Genomic DNA, 17,146 nt, shown 5'->3' on the forward strand with positions numbered 1-17,146 from the left:
ACGATGGATTGATAGGTGAAACGTTAGGGTATTAAATGCAGTACTGGCGAAACTCTGGACCATAGCCTGGTGAACATCAGGCCGTGCCCGGTGGCATTCGGGTGAACATACGGGGGGGAGCTATCGACCCAGTAGCTCGACGGGGTTGCACCCGGCGACCATAGATCGCCCATATTTACCAGTATTACTCGATTGTCATTAGTGGCCAAAACCCGGGCCTCGGCTTTCGCGCGGCATTGAGCCAAAATTGATTCATTCGCATCCGAGCGCGGTGTAATGCCAATGACGAACATAAGTGCCCCCGGAAAGTACGTCTGCTTTTCAGCGATCATCTTAGCCAGGTTCGCGTCGTACACATTGGCATCATTGTCGTTCATCATGGGCTCATAGAGTATGATGTCCGGTTGGATGATGTTACGTATTTCGCCCTGGGAGCGCATGGCCTCGATCTGCGACGAGGTAAACCCGCCGTTCCCTTTGCCAATAATTTCCCAGGTCTTCCCCGTCACTTTCTGAAGTTCAGTACGAAGCCTGGCGTCGAAATAATCCTCCCAGCTGGACGGCCCCGATCCATTCAGAATACTGTCGTGAATCTTCAGAATGACCTTTTCGGCATTCCGGCCAAAATCCATCGTGGTACGAACGGCCGCGCTGACGCCGACCCGGACCCAGAAATTCTGCGTGGTTGTAAAACTGCCAACCTGGGTGATGGCAATCGTTTCGTTATTGTAGACCCAGTTGTTGATCGTGAATTTGTAGGGCTGATTCGGCGTCACATAAACCGGGTCATAGTTGGCCGCAAACCCGGCGATGTTTAAGGGCGAGTTCTGCCACTGCAGCGCGATGTACGTGGGCTCGCTTACACTCACATTGATTTCCTCGAACCAGGTCTTGTTACCTACCTGGGGCGTATAGGAGAAATAGGCTGTGTTATTGTTGATGGTGAGCGTTTGCGTTTGGGGGGGGGTTACGGTGAGGCTCTGCGCGTAGGTCGTGTAGGCCTGGTTAACCCGCATACCCTCCCGGCGCATACGATCCTTTTCGGGCTGCATGATGCGGGCCAGATAGTGACTATTACCTACCGTCACCGGCACCGTGCCACTGATGCTGACTGGTTGCGTCTGATACGTAGGAAATCCAGGCTGCTGAGCCTGACTAGCTACACCAAGCAGAGCGAAGGCAATGAGATAGAGTACGCGTTTCATTTAGTTACGGGGTATAAGAGGTGTTACGTACCAGGCCGCACCATCCCAGAGCGTTAGGCTTGAGCCGTAGCTGGCGTCGGCGGTAATGATGAACAGCACGGGCTTTCCGGCCTGGACCTGGGCCTGCGCCTGAGCAAACGTGCTGACCAGGCTCAGTGTCGGTTTGGCCGCATCGACCTGCGTTTTGGTGTAGACACTGGCCGCATCGGCCTTTTGGCTGATGCTAAGCATCTGGGCCGTTTTTTCGGTGTTATAAGTCGACTGGTTGACCTTCCCCCCCAGCAGCTCGTCAGTTTGCGTTTTGGTGTAGGTTGTCGTCAGGTCGGCTTTCTGGCTGATGCTAAGCTGCTGCTGCAACTGATCCGCTTCGTATAGCGCCCGGTCGACTTTCTCGGCCAGCATCGCATCCAGGCCCGGAATGTCGCCCATGGTAACCGGCTGGTAGTTGGGTACCGATATCGTCAGCGGCATCTCGTCGGTGGTGCGCAGATACACCGTATCGGCCCGCACCACTCCACTGGGAGGTGCCTCTTTCCTGAACAGTAAAAACCCTTTCAGCTGCACCCGGCCCGACCAGCTGATCTCCTGCCAGACGGCGGCCGGCAACGTGGCGGTTTTGCTGTAGCGAAGGGTTACGAACGGCCCGTTATAGATTACCGCCGGCTGATCGGGAACCGGCAGAATCCGGCCTTCAGGCCCGTCATAGGCGCGGCACGTCACAAATGGCGGGTCGGCGGCAAAGCGCAGGACCAGATTGATGGGGTTGCCCCGAAAACCCGTCACGTTGACCGTCGGCGGCACGTTCGTCAGCGTCTGGGCGAAGGCACTGACTGACAGCAGAAGCCACAACAGCCCCGTATTGAGTGCGTTCATCTGGTTATTGACTGATTTGCTCGTAGTTGCTTCCATTCCAAACAAACCCCCAGTGCCGTGTCCCGCCCCCGGTGGGCAAGAGAATTCCGTCCCCAAACTGCCCGAGCGTGTTCTGCATTTGCGCCGTGCCGGTCGCGTTGATCTGCACGTTGGCCGTCGAGCTGTTGTCATACCGCTTCACCACAACGATGGCCCCGACTGTCGAGGCCGGATCGAGGTTGACAGCGATGGCCGTAGAGCCATTATCGACGGAAATCACCGTATACCCTGCGGTGGGCGCAATCGTGGACGTGGCCGTAATTTTCTGGTAGGCGACCGATGAGCCGCCCCCGCCGGTGGCGTTCAGCACGCCGTTCGTTACGCTCAGGCCTGTGCCAATCTTGACGACGCCGTACTGGGTCGAGCTGGCCACCTGGCCAAAGCTGGCCAGCCCCATCAGCAGGCCAGCCAGCAGAAGTACAATGGCTCTCATTACTTCTCCGAAATGGTTACGATCTTATCGGCGTGCATGGTGCCGGTACCATCGGCCCAGACCATGTACCACTGATTTGCTTTCCCGTAGATTTCGTCAGCCACAACGAGCACTCTTCGGGCCGTATTGGCTGAAAAGCTCAGTGCGTTCATGGCCGCGTACGTAGCGGCCGTCTGGTACGGATCAGCGTCCGTAATGCCGTAGCCGGCCAGCGTGGTGGCCGTGTTGGCTTTACCATTCAGCGCCGTCTGGGTGGCCGTACTGATCGGTTTGTTGGCATCGGACGTATTGTCGACGTTGCCGAGTCCGACGTCGGCTTTCGATCCCGACGTGGCCACGGTGGCCAGGCCCGTCACTTTAGCCGCGGCAAGTGAGGTGATCCAGGCCGGATTGGCGTAGGAGCCGGTTAGTTGCGGATACAGCGCATTGCCCCGGGCAGTGGTCCAGTACAGGTTGGTCCCCTCGGCTACGTTTGTGGTGGTCAGCGTGACCGTAGGGCCGCTCTGGCCGTTGACGCTGGTGATAGCGCCACCCGTGGCCGCCGTCACCTCGGAGACCAGGGCGTAGGGCGAGAAATTACCGGTGTTACCTTTCTGGCCCAGGCGGCCGGCGCTGTTCGCTCCGATGCGCAGGCGGGTTGATTTGGAGGCCGAGGCTGTGTCGCCCTTGGCGACCTCCAGCTGGGCGAAGGCGCTGACCGACAGCAGCGAGAAACAGAGTACTTTGATAACAGTTTTCATGACGAGTTACGGGGTTTGTTTAATTGGAAAGCTTTTTATACACCGTCACCACAACGGTACCGGAAAAGGTCTCGCTGGGTGGACCTCTCAACACACACGTGTTATCGTCGAAAGCTTCCACTCGCCAGAGTGGATCGGCGGTCGACCGATCGCTCGGGTAGCAATCCCCCACCAGCAGTCGACTGGCTCCCGAGTGGGGCAGCACGTGCCCGGAAGCGACGTTCTCCAAGGTGAAGAATTTGGTCAGGTTGCTGCTGGGCGGAGCCACGAACGATTTGGGGTCCTTGCTGATCAGCAGCCAGCCGGCGTACCGCACAGTGCTGCCCATCCGGATCTCAATCCAGCTCTGGTCGGGCAGGGCGATGGTGTTGGCCCAGCGAATCAGCAGCTGCTTGCCGGTTTTGCTGACTGACGGCTGATCGGTCGGGGCCAACAGCGCAGCCTTGTTTTCCTGATAGGCTGATACCGATACGGTCGCGGCCGTATCGGTGCCCATCAGGGTAATGACCCGGTCGAAGGGATTACCCCGGTAGCCAGTCCACCCCTTCAGCTCGGTTTGGGCGAAGCTGTTACCGGCCAGCAGCAGCAATATGATGAGCAGCTTTTTCATTGTTTTTATGGTGTTACTACATTTCTGGTGTGTCCAACAGCGGGAACAGGTGATTCCGGCCTTTGCCCGTCCGTGATTGTCACAGCTTGCGAATACGAATCAGATCCATGTACGCCCCGTTGCTGGTGCTGCCATTGGTAGCCCCGATCCCGATGGTTGACAACATTCCGTTCCAGTCCGGATGACTCGTGGAGATGACAATCGTCTGTTGACTCCCCGTCGGGGTGACGCTGATTGTTTTGGTATAGCCGTTCGAGTTCTCTGGACCGGGCTTTTCCCAATTCAGATTCAGCGCGGAAAAGCCCTGGCCAATGAAGGTGATCTCCAGCTGAGTAATCTCACTGGCTTTGTAGCTCCGGTAAGGAGCCGATATCTTGCCAATGAAGCTGGTGACGTTATTGTCGGTCTTGGCATCCCCGACATAGAAGCGCCACTTCCCATTCTCCTTTCTGAACTTGGCGTCGAAATTCCACCACTTGACGTTGTCCTTGGTGAAGTCGAAGTCAAACGAATAGTCCGGCCGAGGCAGATCGTTGTAGATGTGGCTGCGGGCCTGGCTTTCGGTGCCCACAATCACGTAGCCGTAGTCTTCGTAGACGCCCGGTGAGTCGTAGTTGACCAGCGGGGCTCCGTTGATGTAGCCCGCATCGTTGCCGAACTCGCCGGCGTTGAGGTCCCCGAAGTTGAACAAACCCGCTTTGAACGAACTGTTCTGGGGCTGATACAGCGTCAGGCCGATGCCGGAGCCGGCCACGTCGTAGCCGCCTACCCAGTGCTCGGTCGTGCGCACCGTCGGGGTGAAATAGCCCTGATAGTTGCTCCAGTTGGTAGCGCCCGCTCCGCTGAAGGGATTGCCGGCCAGCGATACTTTGTGGTTGCGCAGGCGCGGTATGGTATAGATACAGGGGTTCTCCTGCTCCCGCGATTGCCAGGTGGTTTGGCTGTTATCCCGCTCCAGCACCGTATGGCGGGCGAAGTAGCCCAGAATCGGCTTACCCGGCTCCAGCCAGATCCACTGCTCCAGAATGATGTTGCCATCTTTATCATTGGCTCCCCATATCTTCGGTCTGACTTTGACGTACAATCCCTGCCCTCCGCTGCGGTGGGTAAAGGTGGAGCTGGCCAGAACGGTCGATTCGTTGAAGAACGGAGCCTGACTACCCCCCTGCACGGTGTTGGCGCCCGTGTCAAAGCCGTGCCAGCCGGTGTTGTCGCCCCCGATCTGGTATTGAACACCCGGCGTAAAGTAATCCGAGCCAACCTGCATCTGCCGGCCTTTGTCGGAGCCGATGCCCCGGCCGCCCCCCAGATCAACCAGGTAGTCGTTGACCAGCCCCCGGCCGTCGCTGTTACTGGATAGATGACAGACGCAGCCGCCAACACTCCGGCGAATCTTGACCGTCACCAGGCCATTGTTCAGGGTCTTGTAGTCGGCTCCCGACCAGCCCTGATCGGCGTAGCTGATAAATTCGCCGTTACCAGGACTGGGACCAGGCCCGGGACCAGGATTGCCGCCCGATCCGCTGTTGTTGATCACCGCCCAGCTCTTGTTGGCAATGGCCGTCATGCCGTTGTTGCCCGGGTGACGCTTCACACCCGGACTAGCCTGCTGCCAGTCATTCTGGGCCGTATAGGCGCTTCCCTCCCGGATGTCCGACAGATCGACGAAGCCGTAGCCTTTCTGGGTCGCATAGTTCTGCAGGACCGCATTGACGTTCTCCTTGCCGTTCCAGAAACTGTTGCGCAGGTAGATCCTGGTGGTCGGAGCCGGGTTGTGGGCGGCAATGAGCTGATCCAGTCCCGAGCGGAAGGCCGCTTCGTTGAATTGGCCGGCATCGACGTTCTCCGAAATCGAAATGTAGATATGGGTCGGTGGCAAACCACCGAAGGCGGTATTAACCTCATTGGTAATTTGGCTGTAATTGTAGCCCGACTGGTACTGCTGTTCCCAGAACGACCCGTTGCCCGAGGCCAGATACTGCACGTCCGGCGAACTCTGGCGCATGAGCGCTACGAGCTTATGTACGTAGTCATTGGCCTGCGTGGTGGCCGCCATACCCCAGGCGTTGCCCTCGCCAATCGTAAAGCCCTGACTGCCTTCCTGACCCGGTGGGGTGTTGGGGTGCTTGGTGATGCTGTTGCCCTGGAAGACGACCCGGACAAAGGTGGCCCCACCCGTTGGCGGAGGATCGTTACCCGATGAGCGGGTAAACAAGAGCTGCTTAGTGGCCGTCACCGGACCAAACACGTAGCTATGGGTCACCCCATCCGAGATCCTGCGCCAGGTGATGCGGATCGGTACCTGCGGCATATTGTACAGACTCCACTCCTGGGTGTATTCGCCCTGGTTCTGAAGCGGCCCTGACGGATAGTAGGTACCCGGCGTCAGGTTCTGGCCGAGGTTGGAGCGGATCTGGGGCAGACTGCCCGTTACCGGCTCGAACTTCAGTTCGACGGGCTGACCCGGGGCCGGAGCCCCTTCGATGCTCAGCTGCTGATTGCTGTTGTAGGTAAAGCGGGATGAAAGCAGCGGATTCGTACCGGTGGGCGGCTGGGGCTTCTCCAGGGGCGGTACCGTGCCGGCCGGAATAACAATGCCGTTCTCCTCAACAATCAGATTCAGCAGGCCGCTGCTGGCATCGCGCTGGTACTGAGTTTTGCCACCCGGCACACTATACGTATTCGTCGGTACCGAGCCGAGCAGGTAGTACTTGATCTGACCCGTGGCCGGATCACGGCGGGCCAGGCGCTGGGGCGTCTTTTTCTGGGCGATACTGGGTAAGGCCAGCAAGAGCCCTACCCAGATAATCAGCAAACGTTTCATGATAAGTTACGGTGTTCGTTGGTTGGGGATTACGAATTGAAGCTGTCGTCCTCGACGGTGACGATGGTGGCCCCGCTGGCGCTGGGATAGATCTCCTGCCAGGCTGAGTCAACCGTATTCGCCAGGAGGCTGAAACTGCCCAGGTCCTGCTTGGTGGCCTTGTCGCGCACCACGCCCCGGTAGGCCGTTGTCGAATTGCCGTTCGTCTGATTGTAGCCGTAGAAGGTCTCACCCAGGCGGGTAGCCGCCGAACAGGTTTCCCAGAACGAGCCGGGCGTCTGACCATTCTGCCAACCCGGGTCCTGCGCCGGATCGCGGTCGGTCACCACCGATACCTCGGTCTCGGCACTGCCCGTGCGGGTGACGCGGATCAGCAGCGTTTTGATGGCCCCCGCCCCGGTCTGCGGATCGGCATTGGTGCCGTCGTAGTCGTAGCGCACCTCGATTTTGGTGATGGCATCGGCCACGGACGTATCGCGCACGATGAACGACTTTTCGGCCGTAGCGTTGGTCGAGTCCTTGACCACCAGAATGGCCGATCGGGTGTCATTGGTAGCCGTGTTGTTACCCACTGTGACCAATCCCTGCGCCGAGGCCGATACCCCGCTGACGACCTGCTTGAGGTAGTAGGTGTAGGGGGGCGTGCCGCCGGTGGCCGTAAACTGACGGGAGCCGCCTTCGGGCACTTCGTCCGGACCCGGCAGGGCGAGCGCCGAACTCGGTGGCGTGTCGGTCAGCGTCAGCTCGTAGTTCTGGGCCGTTGCCGTTACCTGAATCTGAGCGTACTTGACGATGCCGCCCGGGAAGGTTACCTTGATCAGGTAGGTACCCGGCAGGATGTTGTTATAATCCCTGCGCGACCAGGTGAACGCCTTGGGGATATCGACGTCGAAATCATCCATCGTCCGCTCATCGGTCTGCGTCCAGGCGTACTGGCCGGCCAGTTTGGTTACCTGCACCAGCGGAGGCTCGCCCTGGTCGGGATTGGCCCCTACAGTCAGCGTCTGACCCAACACCCGCGCCCCGGCCTCCAGCTCAGTGGTCTGGCCGTAGGTGAAGGTGAACGTCTTGTCGGCAGAGCCGTAGGCGTTGGTCGCCCGCAGCGTAATCGTTTCGGCGTCGCCTGGTACCAGCCCGGGGGCCGTACCGGTGAAGCCCCGCAGGCCGTCGAAGATGAGCCAGTTCGGTTTTGAGACTACCGTGTAGTTGGGCGAGCCCGATGCGGCATCCGGCGTGAGCACCCACGCGTAATCCTGACCCGGCTCGATCTGGTTCGGTTTTACGCCATCCTGCCAGACCGGCGCGGCCCCATCGGCCCGCACGTAGACGAAGCGGGGCACGAACGCCCCCTGCCCCTGCACGTTGACCCGCACTTCGAGGTTCATGCCATCGTCGATGTCGGGGTAAGCGAAGCTGTGGGTGAAAAGGCCATCCGCCTGGGCGTTCATCTCAAAGACACCCGAATTGGGCCAGTTCGTGCCCTCGATACCCTGCATGCGCACCTCCAGCTTGGTACCGGGCTTGGGATTGAGTACCTGCGCCCGGATGTTGAGCTGCGAGCGGTCGGTGGTCAGTTTAGGCTCCACCTCACCGACCGAGGGTTCTACTTCCGGCTGGAAGATGGTGTCGTCATACTGGTCGGTCAGGGTAAATTCTTTGAGCGACCAGTCGGTAGCGCCTTCGGGCTGGTAGTAGAGCTGGTAGTCCCCGGCAATCAGCGTGGCCACGTTCGAGAGCTGCTGGTAGGCGCTGGGCTCGGTGGGCCGGTAGTCGGTGATGCCGGCCCGGGCCGTGTAGCCGGCGGGGCCAAACAGCCGGTAGGCCATGCGCTTAGACAGCGGGTCCATCCACACGGCCATCCAGCCCGTCGAGCGGGTGATGCGGATGTCGCGCACCGAAGCCGGCCGGCCCGGCACGACGTTGGTCGGCGGCTGAACCACCACCACGCCCCCGCAGTCAGCATCGGCTGTAGCGAAGACCACCCCGTTGACGTCGATGATGAAGCCTTCCTTTTTGGGCCGAAACGTGACTTCCAGCCGGGCGGTGTAGCCCAGGGGCGGAATAAAAAACTGCTTTTCGCCGGTGCGCTTGTTGCGGGCCCGGCCGACAGGTCGTTTCACGATTAGTAGGAGTTTAAAATCAGATCCGCATAGGCCGAAATTCCCGTGCTGGTACCGTCGGTGACGGTCACGTTGTCACCCGAAGCGGTGACCGACAGCCCATTGACTGAGTTGACGGCGCTGATCAGCCAGCCCGTACCCGAGATGTAGGCCGCGTTGCTGAGCTGGCCATTGTAGCCGGACCGACCCATGACGATGTTGCCCACCGCCTTGGAAGCGCCCGATCGGTACAGCGCCGGTATGGCCCCGACGTTGGTGACGCCGGCCGGCAGCAGGATCTTGAGGGGCTGACCCCGGGCGATGATATCGCCGTTGGCGGTCACGTTAATGCCGCCATTTGCCGAATAGCCGCCCAGGTCGTTGTTTTCCAGGGTGGGTTTAAGCCCACCACTGCGGTACATATCGACCTTGATGGCCAGGCCGTCCGCGCCCCGGAAGTGGTTGCGGGCGATGTAGGCTCCCACCGTGCCGAAGGGGCCGTAGTTGCCCGATCCGGTGGGCGTTTCCACGCCGATCGCGTTGCAGTTGATGACGTAGCCCGAGGTTTTGGGGCTGCGGTAAATGAACTGGTTGTCGGTGATCACCAGCCGGTGGGCATCGCGCACCTGGTTCTCGGTAGCCTCACCACCGCCCAGATCCTCGAAGATGTTGCCGGTAATGGTCACTCCGTCGGAGTTCAGCAGGTTCCAGTTCCGGGCCCCGTTGCGGGTGGTGATGTAATTGCTTTTAAAGACGACCTGCTTGTTGCTGATCTCAAAGCCCTGGTAGTGGGCAATGCCCAGCCCAAACTGCACGTCGGCAATGTTGTTCTCAAAGGAAATGCCGACCGCATTGGTGTCCAGCGACCAGATGCTGAAGGCTCCCCAGTTGGGATCACAATTGTCATATACGGGCGTTCCGTTGGCCTGGTAGCTGATGATGTACTGGGGGGTGCGAACGGCCACGTTGCCCGTGAAGCGGAGATCACGCATCTGGCCCTTACCGTTGCCGTAGAACCCGCCGTCGTAGATGGTGTACTCGCCGTTTTTACAGCCCTCGACGTAGTTGCTGTAGCCGTGACAGTTGCGGCCGTGCTCAAAGTCGATGCCCACGTCCTGCATCCACTTGACGATGTTGCCGTCGACCTCACAGTTGTAGCTGACGCCGGTGTAGATGCCCGAAAAGCACTGGTAGATAAAGTTGTGGCTCACACGGGTGCCGTTGCCGTCGAAGCCGTTGATGCCGTGGTCACCGTTGTAGAGGAGATTCCTGGCGACAATGCAGTTGTCAGCGCCGACGATCCCGACGCCAAACGCGGCTCCCCGCCAGCCGTGAATCTCACAGTCGTAGATGCGGATGTTATCGCGCTGAATGGCGCAGATGCCGCCCATGGTGTAGCCCTTCACGTCGAGGTGAATCGACTGAATGGTGACGTTCTGATCGGGCAGCAGCAGGTAGCGGCCGTTGTTGCCCCGGACCGTGATGGAGGGCGCAAACTCCCCGCCGGCGAAGATCCGGGAGGCATGGCCCGTGCCGTAGGTGATCACGTTCTGAGGAATCTCTACTTCACCCGTTACGCGGTAGTTGCCGGCGGCTACAAACGCAATCTTGGTAACGGGATCATTGGCCGCAGCCAGATAGAAGGCCCGCAGGTTCTGGGTGTCGTCGGTGAGGGAATCGCCCTTGCACCACCACAGCGAGTTGAGGGCCGTGTAGCCCACGCGCTTATAGCGGTACCCCGTCAGGCTGTTAATGATGACGGTAGCCCCGTTGTCGGGGGTGGTGAAGTCGTTATCGTCGCGCCGGAAGACGCCCTCCTTATTTTTGTCAGTGACGATGTAAGCGGCCTGGCTCTGGCCGTCGAGTAGTCCGGCCAGGCGGATCTGGGCCATGCTGCGACTCTCCAGCTTGCCGATCAGGGCCGTGCGGGCAGCGGCCGACAGGGGTTTTTCCTCGTCGGAGGTGTTATTGGCCCGCTCCAGGCCGACCTCCAGGGCGGTGGCCGAATAGGACTTAGGTTTGAACAGGCTGGTGGCCTGCTCGCGGGTGTAGACGTCGTACTTGGGTGCCAGCTGGCCCAGTCGCTGCTGAAGGCCCACCACGCTCTGGGTATCGATAAACATCCGCTGGGGCGTCTCACCATAGCGCAGGATGAGTTTACTCGAATCGGGCAGGCCGACGATGTTTATCTGGCCCTGCACGTTGGGCCGGTATTTGGCCGCTTCGGTGAGGTTGGGAACCAGCCGCTGGGCGGTGGCCGAAAACGTTACTAAAAACAGCAGCAGGCTGTAGAACACGTTACGATTCATGTATTTGGAAGAATAGTTTACCGGGGAATGGATTCAGATTAGGCGGTACGATCGCGCGGAGCTTGAAGGGCTGCTCATTGATTTTCCAGCCGATGGCATCGTTGCGGGTGCCGTCCTGATTGTAGGCGGTGATGTAGAGCTTAGTGTAGTCGCCAAAGGGAATGTCGTAGAGCTGATCATGGACGATTCCGCCGGGCGGTTGCAGCTTCCAGGTGTTGGTGATCACGTCTGGGGCATCCCAGCAGCGCAGTTCTTCCCACTCCCATTCGTCCTCTTCAGGTTCATCGGGCTTATCCAGGGCGTCGAGTTTCTTTTTGAGATCGACGATATCCAGCTCGGGCTGAATATCTTCCCGGACGAACGTTCTGGGCGTCTTGAAGACGATTGGCCAGGTTTTACTGATTGAATCGTAGTAGGTGATGGCAATGAGCTGCGCCTTGCCGTTGAGTATGCGTAGACTGCGATGCGAATAGAGCCCTGATATGACCTCCTCACCGGTTTCACGGCCGGCTTTTACCACCGCATCATAGGTGTCAGGTGGTGGCGGGAACACCCGGGTGTAAGGCTTTTCGCCATTGATCTTAAAGCCGTCATCTTCCAGGGCAATGGCCAGCCCTTTCGGGTTCGAGCCGATGGCGATTGAGCCATCATCCCGCATCATCATGTAGCCGACGATCTGGGAGCCGTCTTCATTAGCGAAGAAGATACCCCGCTGCAACTCGTCGGCCTGAAAAACGACGTTGGCCTTCAGGAAAACCGCATCCCGCTGAGCTACCGGATTGTTGAGCAGGGTTTCGTCGAAGCCGTATTTGAGGAAATCTTTTACCTGCTCGGCCGTGGCCAGCTCATCCTTCTTGGTGGCTGAATTGTAGGTCTTCAGGTTTTGAAGCCCTATCTCCTCAGTCGTGACGGCTGAATCGGGCGTGTAAATTTTGCCGTACAGCTGATCAGCTGTGCCCTGCTTCAGATAACCCTCGTTGCGGTGATCCGGAATAGCGGCCTTCGCCCGGATGTTGTTAAACTCAGCCGTGGTGACCGAGCGCAGGATATCGGGTACGGTGTTGTCCCGGCTCTGCACGACGGTCGGCTGTTCGATGGTGATGTTGCCGGCCGGCGTAAAGCCCTGCGGGGGAAGCGCATCGCCTGGCTCCTCGTCCTCTTCCGTGTAAAATTCATTCCGGAGCTGCTCGACAAATTCAAATTTGTGGGAGAACAGCGTATCACCATCTTTAAGCTGACGGATGGATTTGCTAACGATCGAAATGGGTAGCTGCCGGCCGTTTCGCAGCAGCAGGCGCCAGGGCGACCGGTAGAAGTCGTTGAAAAGCTTCAATTCGTCCAGCCGGCGAAAGCCCGAGGTTACCTCAACCTGCTGCTGCAGGGTGATATCATAATCGACGAACTGGCCATCTTGCACCTGGTAGCCGACCGGCAAATACCGTTCGGCCTGCTCATAGAAGCGCTGGAGTTCACTGGAGCCTTTGCCCCAGGTAACGAGCGTTTCAACCACGCCCAGCGAGTTCTGATAAACGAAATAGCGACGATACGGCTCGTGGCGGTACCAGATGATAAACCGGTAGGGCTCACTGTAGTCCGCGTCAGATGTTTTGATTTTAACGTAGTATTCGACCAGGCGTTTGCCGCCCGGGATGTTGTCGAACACGTCGAGGTGCCCCGGCCCCACGGCGAAGGTGATCTTCGCGCCCAGCGGCCAGGTCTGATCGGCGTAGGGGGATATAGTATCAGTCGAGCCGTCGTCAAACTTGCGGAACACGTCCAGCTGCAGGCCTTCGACCGTGGCCCGAGTGTTTAAGAACGTAAGGAATTGGGGTTCATCGGGCCTGACGTACCTCGTTTTGGACCCGAAGCGCAGGGCTTTGTCATCGGCCGGCGAATCGCGCTGAACGAAAAGCTGCAAATCAAATCCGGCATCGGCTTTATGTACGTAATCCGCTCCGCCGAGGTAGGCTGTCCGGATCTCGGATTTTTGCATGCGGCCGATCTGGAGGGGTTGCCCCCAGGCCTCGCCGTAGGCCACAAAGTATTTTCGCTGGCTGTTGAACGAGCCACTCGGGTTGAGAAAGCCCCAGGTTGGCCAGTCGGGCTGCAGCTGGCTGTGCAGGATGCTGCCCACGTCGATGCGGGCCAGCCCGTCCTCATCCGTTTCGATGGGGTACCCGTTGCCGAGCCGCTCAAAATGGGCGTCCTGGGTGCCATCCGTGCCGGCTTTCTGCACCCAGATTTCAGTGTAGATTGAGTACTGGGTCCGGTACTGGGGATCACTGCCCTCGTTGGACTGGGTGATCTTACAATTCGAAGAGGTTGTGGTACCGGAAATGGAAAAGGCTTTGCCGGGCCGCAGGGCCGTAAAGACAATGGTGCGAACGGCCCCCATAATGGCCGCATGGCAGGTAAAATCCTCCCGGAAGGAAAAGTACTCCTTGAAAAAAGGCTCCAGACTAATCGCGTAGTCTGCCGAGCCGTCGCCACTGGGGATTTCGTTGGGCTGCACCGGGTTGTCGCGCACGACAAGCTTCTCGGTGCGCCCGTTCCAGCGCAGGTTGATCACGGTACCTTCCGCGAGCGGTCCCGATAGCTCCAGCAAACTGATCGCGCTGGAGCCGGTCGTAATCAACCGGCCTGATCCGGAGAATGTAAACGACATGCGCCCCCCTTTGGTAAGTGCATAGCGGTCGGGGGTGCTGACAACGGTGACGGGCATGGGGCGAATTTGCCCGCCAGGCTAGTGCTGGGCCGCGACACCCGCGATGACGCAGAGCTACAAATCAATCCAGTCACCCGGATCAACGGCTACCTGGGAAGGAAGCCAAAGCTCAAACGAATACCCCCAGCCGACGGCATTGGGAACCAGGTCAGGAGCCGGCTCGCCCCGGAATTCAAACTCGGGTTTTATGTTTTTGCCCTGGAATTTACCCCCTGGGGAAAGGCAATCCCGGCGCAGGCGAAACAATACGCTACGGGCAATTCGCCGGGCTTCGTCCCGGGCCCGACGCTCGTCGAAGACGTCGCCTTTTCGGCATTGCACCAAGACGTTTACCCCGCCCATGATCTTAGCCTGGTAGTTGTCATGAGCCGTGTCCAGATCATCCAGGTAGGGATCGACAAGGAGAATGGGAAACTCAATCGTGCGCTGCGCCTTTCGGAGCTCGGCCTGGTTTTCGTCGAGCACGTAGAACCGGCGCGTCGCGTCGGAGTGCCGGATGGCTTTGTGCAAACTGGCCAGCTCGCTGAAGTAATCGATGTACTGCTGCTCGCTCATTTTTTCTTTAGTTTTTCCAGTTCAGCCTCCAGTTCGGCCGCCTGGCGACTTTGCTCGTTGAGCACTTTCAGGGCCAGATAGACGTTGGTCTGCTCAATCTGCTCAATTTTGGTCACGTCCAGTTTGGCCATGCCGATCGCCACATCAAGCCAGGTCGCTTTCTGGGGCTTGCCAAACCGCACTTTCGTGGGTACCTGGTCGGTGGGTTCCTCCTCGGCCGGAAAAACGTATTTGAACGCCCGCTGCAGCAGCAGCATCGTGCACGAAAAATTAAACTGAACCAGCGACAGCAGCGCCGGATCAAGCTGCTTAAACCGGGTAGCCCGGGCCTCGACGCTATAGGCGTCAAAGGGCTGTCTGACATCGTGGCCAGGCAGCGCATCGGGATTCACCGGCCGGTACAGCACGGCCGTCAGTTGCGCCCAATTTCGATCCTGGTAGGCTTTGTAGGCCGAGATGAATTCAGCAAACGTCGACGTACCCAGGCCGGCACTGGGGCCGGCGTAGACCGTGCGGTGCCGCAGCCATACCGACGGTCGGCCGAATTTGAAGTCGTGCAGCCGGAACTGGGGCACCGGAAACTCAGCGGCCGGATCGATATCGCCCACCCACAGCAAGGTTTCCAGCAGGCTGTTGCCCAGATCAACCGTGTAGACAATGGCCTCATCCTCGTAGCCTCTACGCTTTAGAAACGCCCGGTCAAACAGCCAGCGCTGGTCCCGCCGTTTCATGCCGTAGATTAGCTGCAGGGCCGGAAACAACACCGAAAAATTACCCTCGACCTGTTCCCGGACGCGCATCAGACCAATCGCCTGGTGGGCTGTCACCTCCGACCAGTTGGATGGGCCTGTAAAGCGCTTCAGGGTGTTGCCCAGGTACAGATCGATCGTGTTCATGCCGTAGGGGTTGTCGTTTTGCGGGCCGGCAGAGTGCGGCCGTTCCGGGCTTTCTGTGAGGCTTCCAGCGATGTTAGTCGCTGATCGACAGTCTTGCCCCAGTTGTCAACCGATTGAGCGAGCTGAACGTTACTGAGCGAGTTCTGATTGAACGCCGTCAAAAGCTTCTCCTGCTGCTGGTCTTGCTTTTCAGTGTGTTTCTGCACCACATCCAGCAGCGTCTGGTCTTTCTTTTCATTTGATTTCCAGAGTGTGTACAGACAGAATACCAATACGGCGGCAAAGGGCGATACTTTCAGGATTTCGGGAATAAGCGTAGTTGCATCCATTGTGCTTGGGGGTTAGGGGTATAATCGTGAATAGCGGGCGAACTCGCGGGCGAGTTTCAAATCGTAATCGTCGTCGAGCGTATCGGGCCGGCCCCGGAAGTTGGTGCCGTTATAGCCAAGGGCTAAATCAGGCCAGCGGTGTTCACGCAGATCATCGTCCAGGCGGTTGCTGATCAGGAATTGGCAGACGGCGTCGAGTTGTTTGCCTTCCGACTCCTTCATGGCATCGACAAACTGGTGAATCGAGCCGTACCCACAAACGCGGTGGTTGAAACCCATGATCTGGAACATACCCCAGCTGCAGGCTTTCATGGCCGCTTCGGGGGCCAGTTCCATGGCCTGACGGAGCCTTGCGTAATCCCTGGCAACACCCTTGTTATAGGGATAGGTTGGATCGTAGGGGTGCGACAAGGTTGGGTAGCTGCGGTCATAACGACCACCGGTCAGTTTGCGAAAAATGTGGCCTTCGAAACGAATGACAACGCGGCCATCGCGCAAAAAGCCAAGGCCGTTGCTTTCCACTGCCGCCAGTGTCCGGACTTCAGCCACACCGGTCCTGAGCAGCCGGGCCGCTGACTTGAAGTCATCCAGGGTGAGAAGTTTGCTCATGGTCGGGTTTCGTTACAGCATCAGAGCCAGGCCAAGTACAAACCCAACGCCTGCCCCAAACCCACCCCATTTCCACTGGCGTGATTGCAGCGTACGGACGTAGTTGACGGTCGCCCTGGCAATTTCGTCGGCCGTCCGGAGGGATTTACGGACCCGACGAGGTAACGCGGTTAAGACTTCATCAAAGGCTAATTGAGCCAGGCGCAGGCTGGTCTGGGCATCGACGAGCAGACTCTGCTGCACGTTCATCTGCGTAGCCAGCGCACCCGCCCGGCCGGCGTCGTACTGACCCAACCGAACCTGATCATCGAGTTGCTTGCGGGTCAGCCGGATTTCCAGCTGCAGCGAATCCACGGCCCGTTTGGAACGAATACGCAGCGTATCGGCCAGCACGAGTCTGGTTTTGATGCGGGCGTAGAGCAGCGTATCCATGGCTACACCGGTAGCATACGGAAAGGGCTGATCTTTGACCATCGCCTGCACGGACTGGGCCCGGCTATGGCAGTACGATAGCAGAATCAGCATCAAAGCGCTTAAGAGCGTCTTCATAATCAGTTACGGTTTGTTTGGCTTTTTTTTGAATGCGGGTAACCTGGTTGCTGCTCGTTTCAAGCTGGCGTTCCAGGTGCTGCCGGTGGGTGTCCGGCCGAACGACCGGTGACGCTGGCGAAGCCACGGGTTTGGGTTTGGGTTTGCAGCCCGACAGAAACCCAATGGCAGCCACGGCCAGCACGACCAGCAACGTGGCAATGACTGTGCGGGCCGCTCTGGTCATCCGGGAGGTAATTTCTTCATCTGGTAGCACCCAGATTTTAGCCAGGCGAAAAAGATACCAGCCCACCAAAACGACGGTGAGTACCTTAAGCAGATCAATGTGGAGGGTTAACAGGGCTTTCATAG

General features: G+C 58.7%; 15 protein-coding genes. All 15 read right to left on the reverse strand.

What is annotated here, in order from left to right:
- Window positions 1-23: 23 nt before the first annotated feature.
- Window positions 24-1,205: an SGNH/GDSL hydrolase family protein gene (locus DYU11_RS20950; protein ID WP_119669681.1), complete on the reverse strand. Its 1,182-nt coding sequence runs from the start codon at window positions 1,203-1,205 to the stop codon at window positions 24-26.
- Window positions 1,206-2,114: a hypothetical protein gene (locus DYU11_RS20955; protein ID WP_158600332.1), complete on the reverse strand. Its 909-nt coding sequence runs from the start codon at window positions 2,112-2,114 to the stop codon at window positions 1,206-1,208. It lies immediately after the preceding gene.
- On the reverse strand, window positions 2,083-2,550 hold the full coding sequence (locus DYU11_RS20960; protein ID WP_119669683.1) for a hypothetical protein: 468 nt from the start codon (window positions 2,548-2,550) through the stop codon (window positions 2,083-2,085). Before DYU11_RS20960 ends, DYU11_RS20955 begins: the two co-directional genes overlap by 32 nt.
- Complete coding sequence (locus tag DYU11_RS20965) at window positions 2,550-3,290, reverse strand: hypothetical protein (RefSeq protein WP_119669684.1); 741 nt, start codon at window positions 3,288-3,290, stop codon at window positions 2,550-2,552. The genes DYU11_RS20960 and DYU11_RS20965 overlap by 1 nt, the downstream gene beginning before the upstream one ends.
- Window positions 3,291-3,309: 19 nt before the next feature.
- Window positions 3,310-3,900, reverse strand: coding sequence for a hypothetical protein (locus DYU11_RS20970; RefSeq protein ID WP_119669685.1), 591 nt, complete (start codon window positions 3,898-3,900; stop codon window positions 3,310-3,312).
- A gap of 79 nt (window positions 3,901-3,979) precedes the next feature.
- Window positions 3,980-6,724 (reverse strand): SGNH/GDSL hydrolase family protein, encoded by a 2,745-nt coding sequence (locus DYU11_RS20975; RefSeq protein ID WP_119669686.1) that lies wholly within the window; start codon window positions 6,722-6,724, stop codon window positions 3,980-3,982.
- A gap of 29 nt (window positions 6,725-6,753) precedes the next feature.
- Window positions 6,754-8,844 carry a hypothetical protein gene (locus DYU11_RS20980; protein ID WP_119669687.1) on the reverse strand — a complete coding sequence of 697 codons (2,091 nt, stop codon included), beginning with the start codon at window positions 8,842-8,844 and terminating at the stop codon, window positions 6,754-6,756.
- A gap of 2 nt (window positions 8,845-8,846) precedes the next feature.
- Entirely contained in the window at window positions 8,847-11,132 is a 2,286-nt protein-coding gene (locus DYU11_RS20985) for a right-handed parallel beta-helix repeat-containing protein (protein ID WP_119669688.1), read from the reverse strand.
- Window positions 11,122-13,854, reverse strand: coding sequence for a hypothetical protein (locus tag DYU11_RS20990; protein ID WP_119669689.1), 2,733 nt, complete (start codon window positions 13,852-13,854; stop codon window positions 11,122-11,124). The genes DYU11_RS20985 and DYU11_RS20990 overlap by 11 nt, the downstream gene beginning before the upstream one ends.
- Before the next feature lie 57 nt (window positions 13,855-13,911).
- Window positions 13,912-14,412, reverse strand: coding sequence for a hypothetical protein (locus DYU11_RS20995; protein ID WP_119669690.1), 501 nt, complete (start codon window positions 14,410-14,412; stop codon window positions 13,912-13,914).
- Entirely contained in the window at window positions 14,409-15,308 is a 900-nt protein-coding gene (locus DYU11_RS21000) for a hypothetical protein (protein ID WP_119669691.1), read from the reverse strand. Before DYU11_RS21000 ends, DYU11_RS20995 begins: the two co-directional genes overlap by 4 nt.
- Window positions 15,305-15,637, reverse strand: coding sequence for a hypothetical protein (locus tag DYU11_RS21005; RefSeq protein ID WP_119669692.1), 333 nt, complete (start codon window positions 15,635-15,637; stop codon window positions 15,305-15,307). The genes DYU11_RS21000 and DYU11_RS21005 overlap by 4 nt, the downstream gene beginning before the upstream one ends.
- Before the next feature lie 12 nt (window positions 15,638-15,649).
- Window positions 15,650-16,246: an N-acetylmuramidase family protein gene (locus DYU11_RS21010; RefSeq protein ID WP_119669693.1), complete on the reverse strand. Its 597-nt coding sequence runs from the start codon at window positions 16,244-16,246 to the stop codon at window positions 15,650-15,652.
- Window positions 16,247-16,258: 12 nt separating this feature from the next.
- The gene (locus DYU11_RS21015; RefSeq protein WP_147367989.1) at window positions 16,259-16,795 is read right to left on the reverse strand and encodes a hypothetical protein; all 537 of its coding nucleotides are present in this window, start codon (window positions 16,793-16,795) and stop codon (window positions 16,259-16,261) included.
- Window positions 16,743-17,144, reverse strand: coding sequence for a hypothetical protein (locus DYU11_RS21020; protein WP_119669695.1), 402 nt, complete (start codon window positions 17,142-17,144; stop codon window positions 16,743-16,745). Before DYU11_RS21020 ends, DYU11_RS21015 begins: the two co-directional genes overlap by 53 nt.
- Window positions 17,145-17,146 lie beyond the last annotated feature (2 nt).

It is taken from the genome of Fibrisoma montanum, assembly GCF_003583365.1.
Classification (GTDB): Bacteria; Bacteroidota; Bacteroidia; order Cytophagales; family Spirosomataceae; genus Fibrisoma; species Fibrisoma montanum.

Coding starts and splice junctions, on each gene's coding strand:
- DYU11_RS21010 (WP_119669693.1), bottom strand. CDS start 16,246: ATGAGCAAACTTCTCACCCTGGATGACTTCAAGTCAGCGGCCCGGCTG.
- DYU11_RS20990 (WP_119669689.1), bottom strand. CDS start 13,854: ATGCCCGTCACCGTTGTCAGCACCCCCGACCGCTATGCACTTACCAAA.
- DYU11_RS21000 (WP_119669691.1), bottom strand. CDS start 15,308: ATGAACACGATCGATCTGTACCTGGGCAACACCCTGAAGCGCTTTACA.
- DYU11_RS20970 (WP_119669685.1), bottom strand. CDS start 3,900: ATGAAAAAGCTGCTCATCATATTGCTGCTGCTGGCCGGTAACAGCTTC.
- DYU11_RS20965 (WP_119669684.1), bottom strand. CDS start 3,290: ATGAAAACTGTTATCAAAGTACTCTGTTTCTCGCTGCTGTCGGTCAGC.
- DYU11_RS20975 (WP_119669686.1), bottom strand. CDS start 6,724: ATGAAACGTTTGCTGATTATCTGGGTAGGGCTCTTGCTGGCCTTACCC.
- DYU11_RS21020 (WP_119669695.1), bottom strand. CDS start 17,144: ATGAAAGCCCTGTTAACCCTCCACATTGATCTGCTTAAGGTACTCACC.
- DYU11_RS20955 (WP_158600332.1), bottom strand. CDS start 2,114: ATGGAAGCAACTACGAGCAAATCAGTCAATAACCAGATGAACGCACTC.
- DYU11_RS20960 (WP_119669683.1), bottom strand. CDS start 2,550: ATGAGAGCCATTGTACTTCTGCTGGCTGGCCTGCTGATGGGGCTGGCC.
- DYU11_RS20995 (WP_119669690.1), bottom strand. CDS start 14,412: ATGAGCGAGCAGCAGTACATCGATTACTTCAGCGAGCTGGCCAGTTTG.
- DYU11_RS20985 (WP_119669688.1), bottom strand. CDS start 11,132: ATGAATCGTAACGTGTTCTACAGCCTGCTGCTGTTTTTAGTAACGTTT.
- DYU11_RS21015 (WP_147367989.1), bottom strand. CDS start 16,795: ATGAAGACGCTCTTAAGCGCTTTGATGCTGATTCTGCTATCGTACTGC.
- DYU11_RS20950 (WP_119669681.1), bottom strand. CDS start 1,205: ATGAAACGCGTACTCTATCTCATTGCCTTCGCTCTGCTTGGTGTAGCT.
- DYU11_RS21005 (WP_119669692.1), bottom strand. CDS start 15,637: ATGGATGCAACTACGCTTATTCCCGAAATCCTGAAAGTATCGCCCTTT.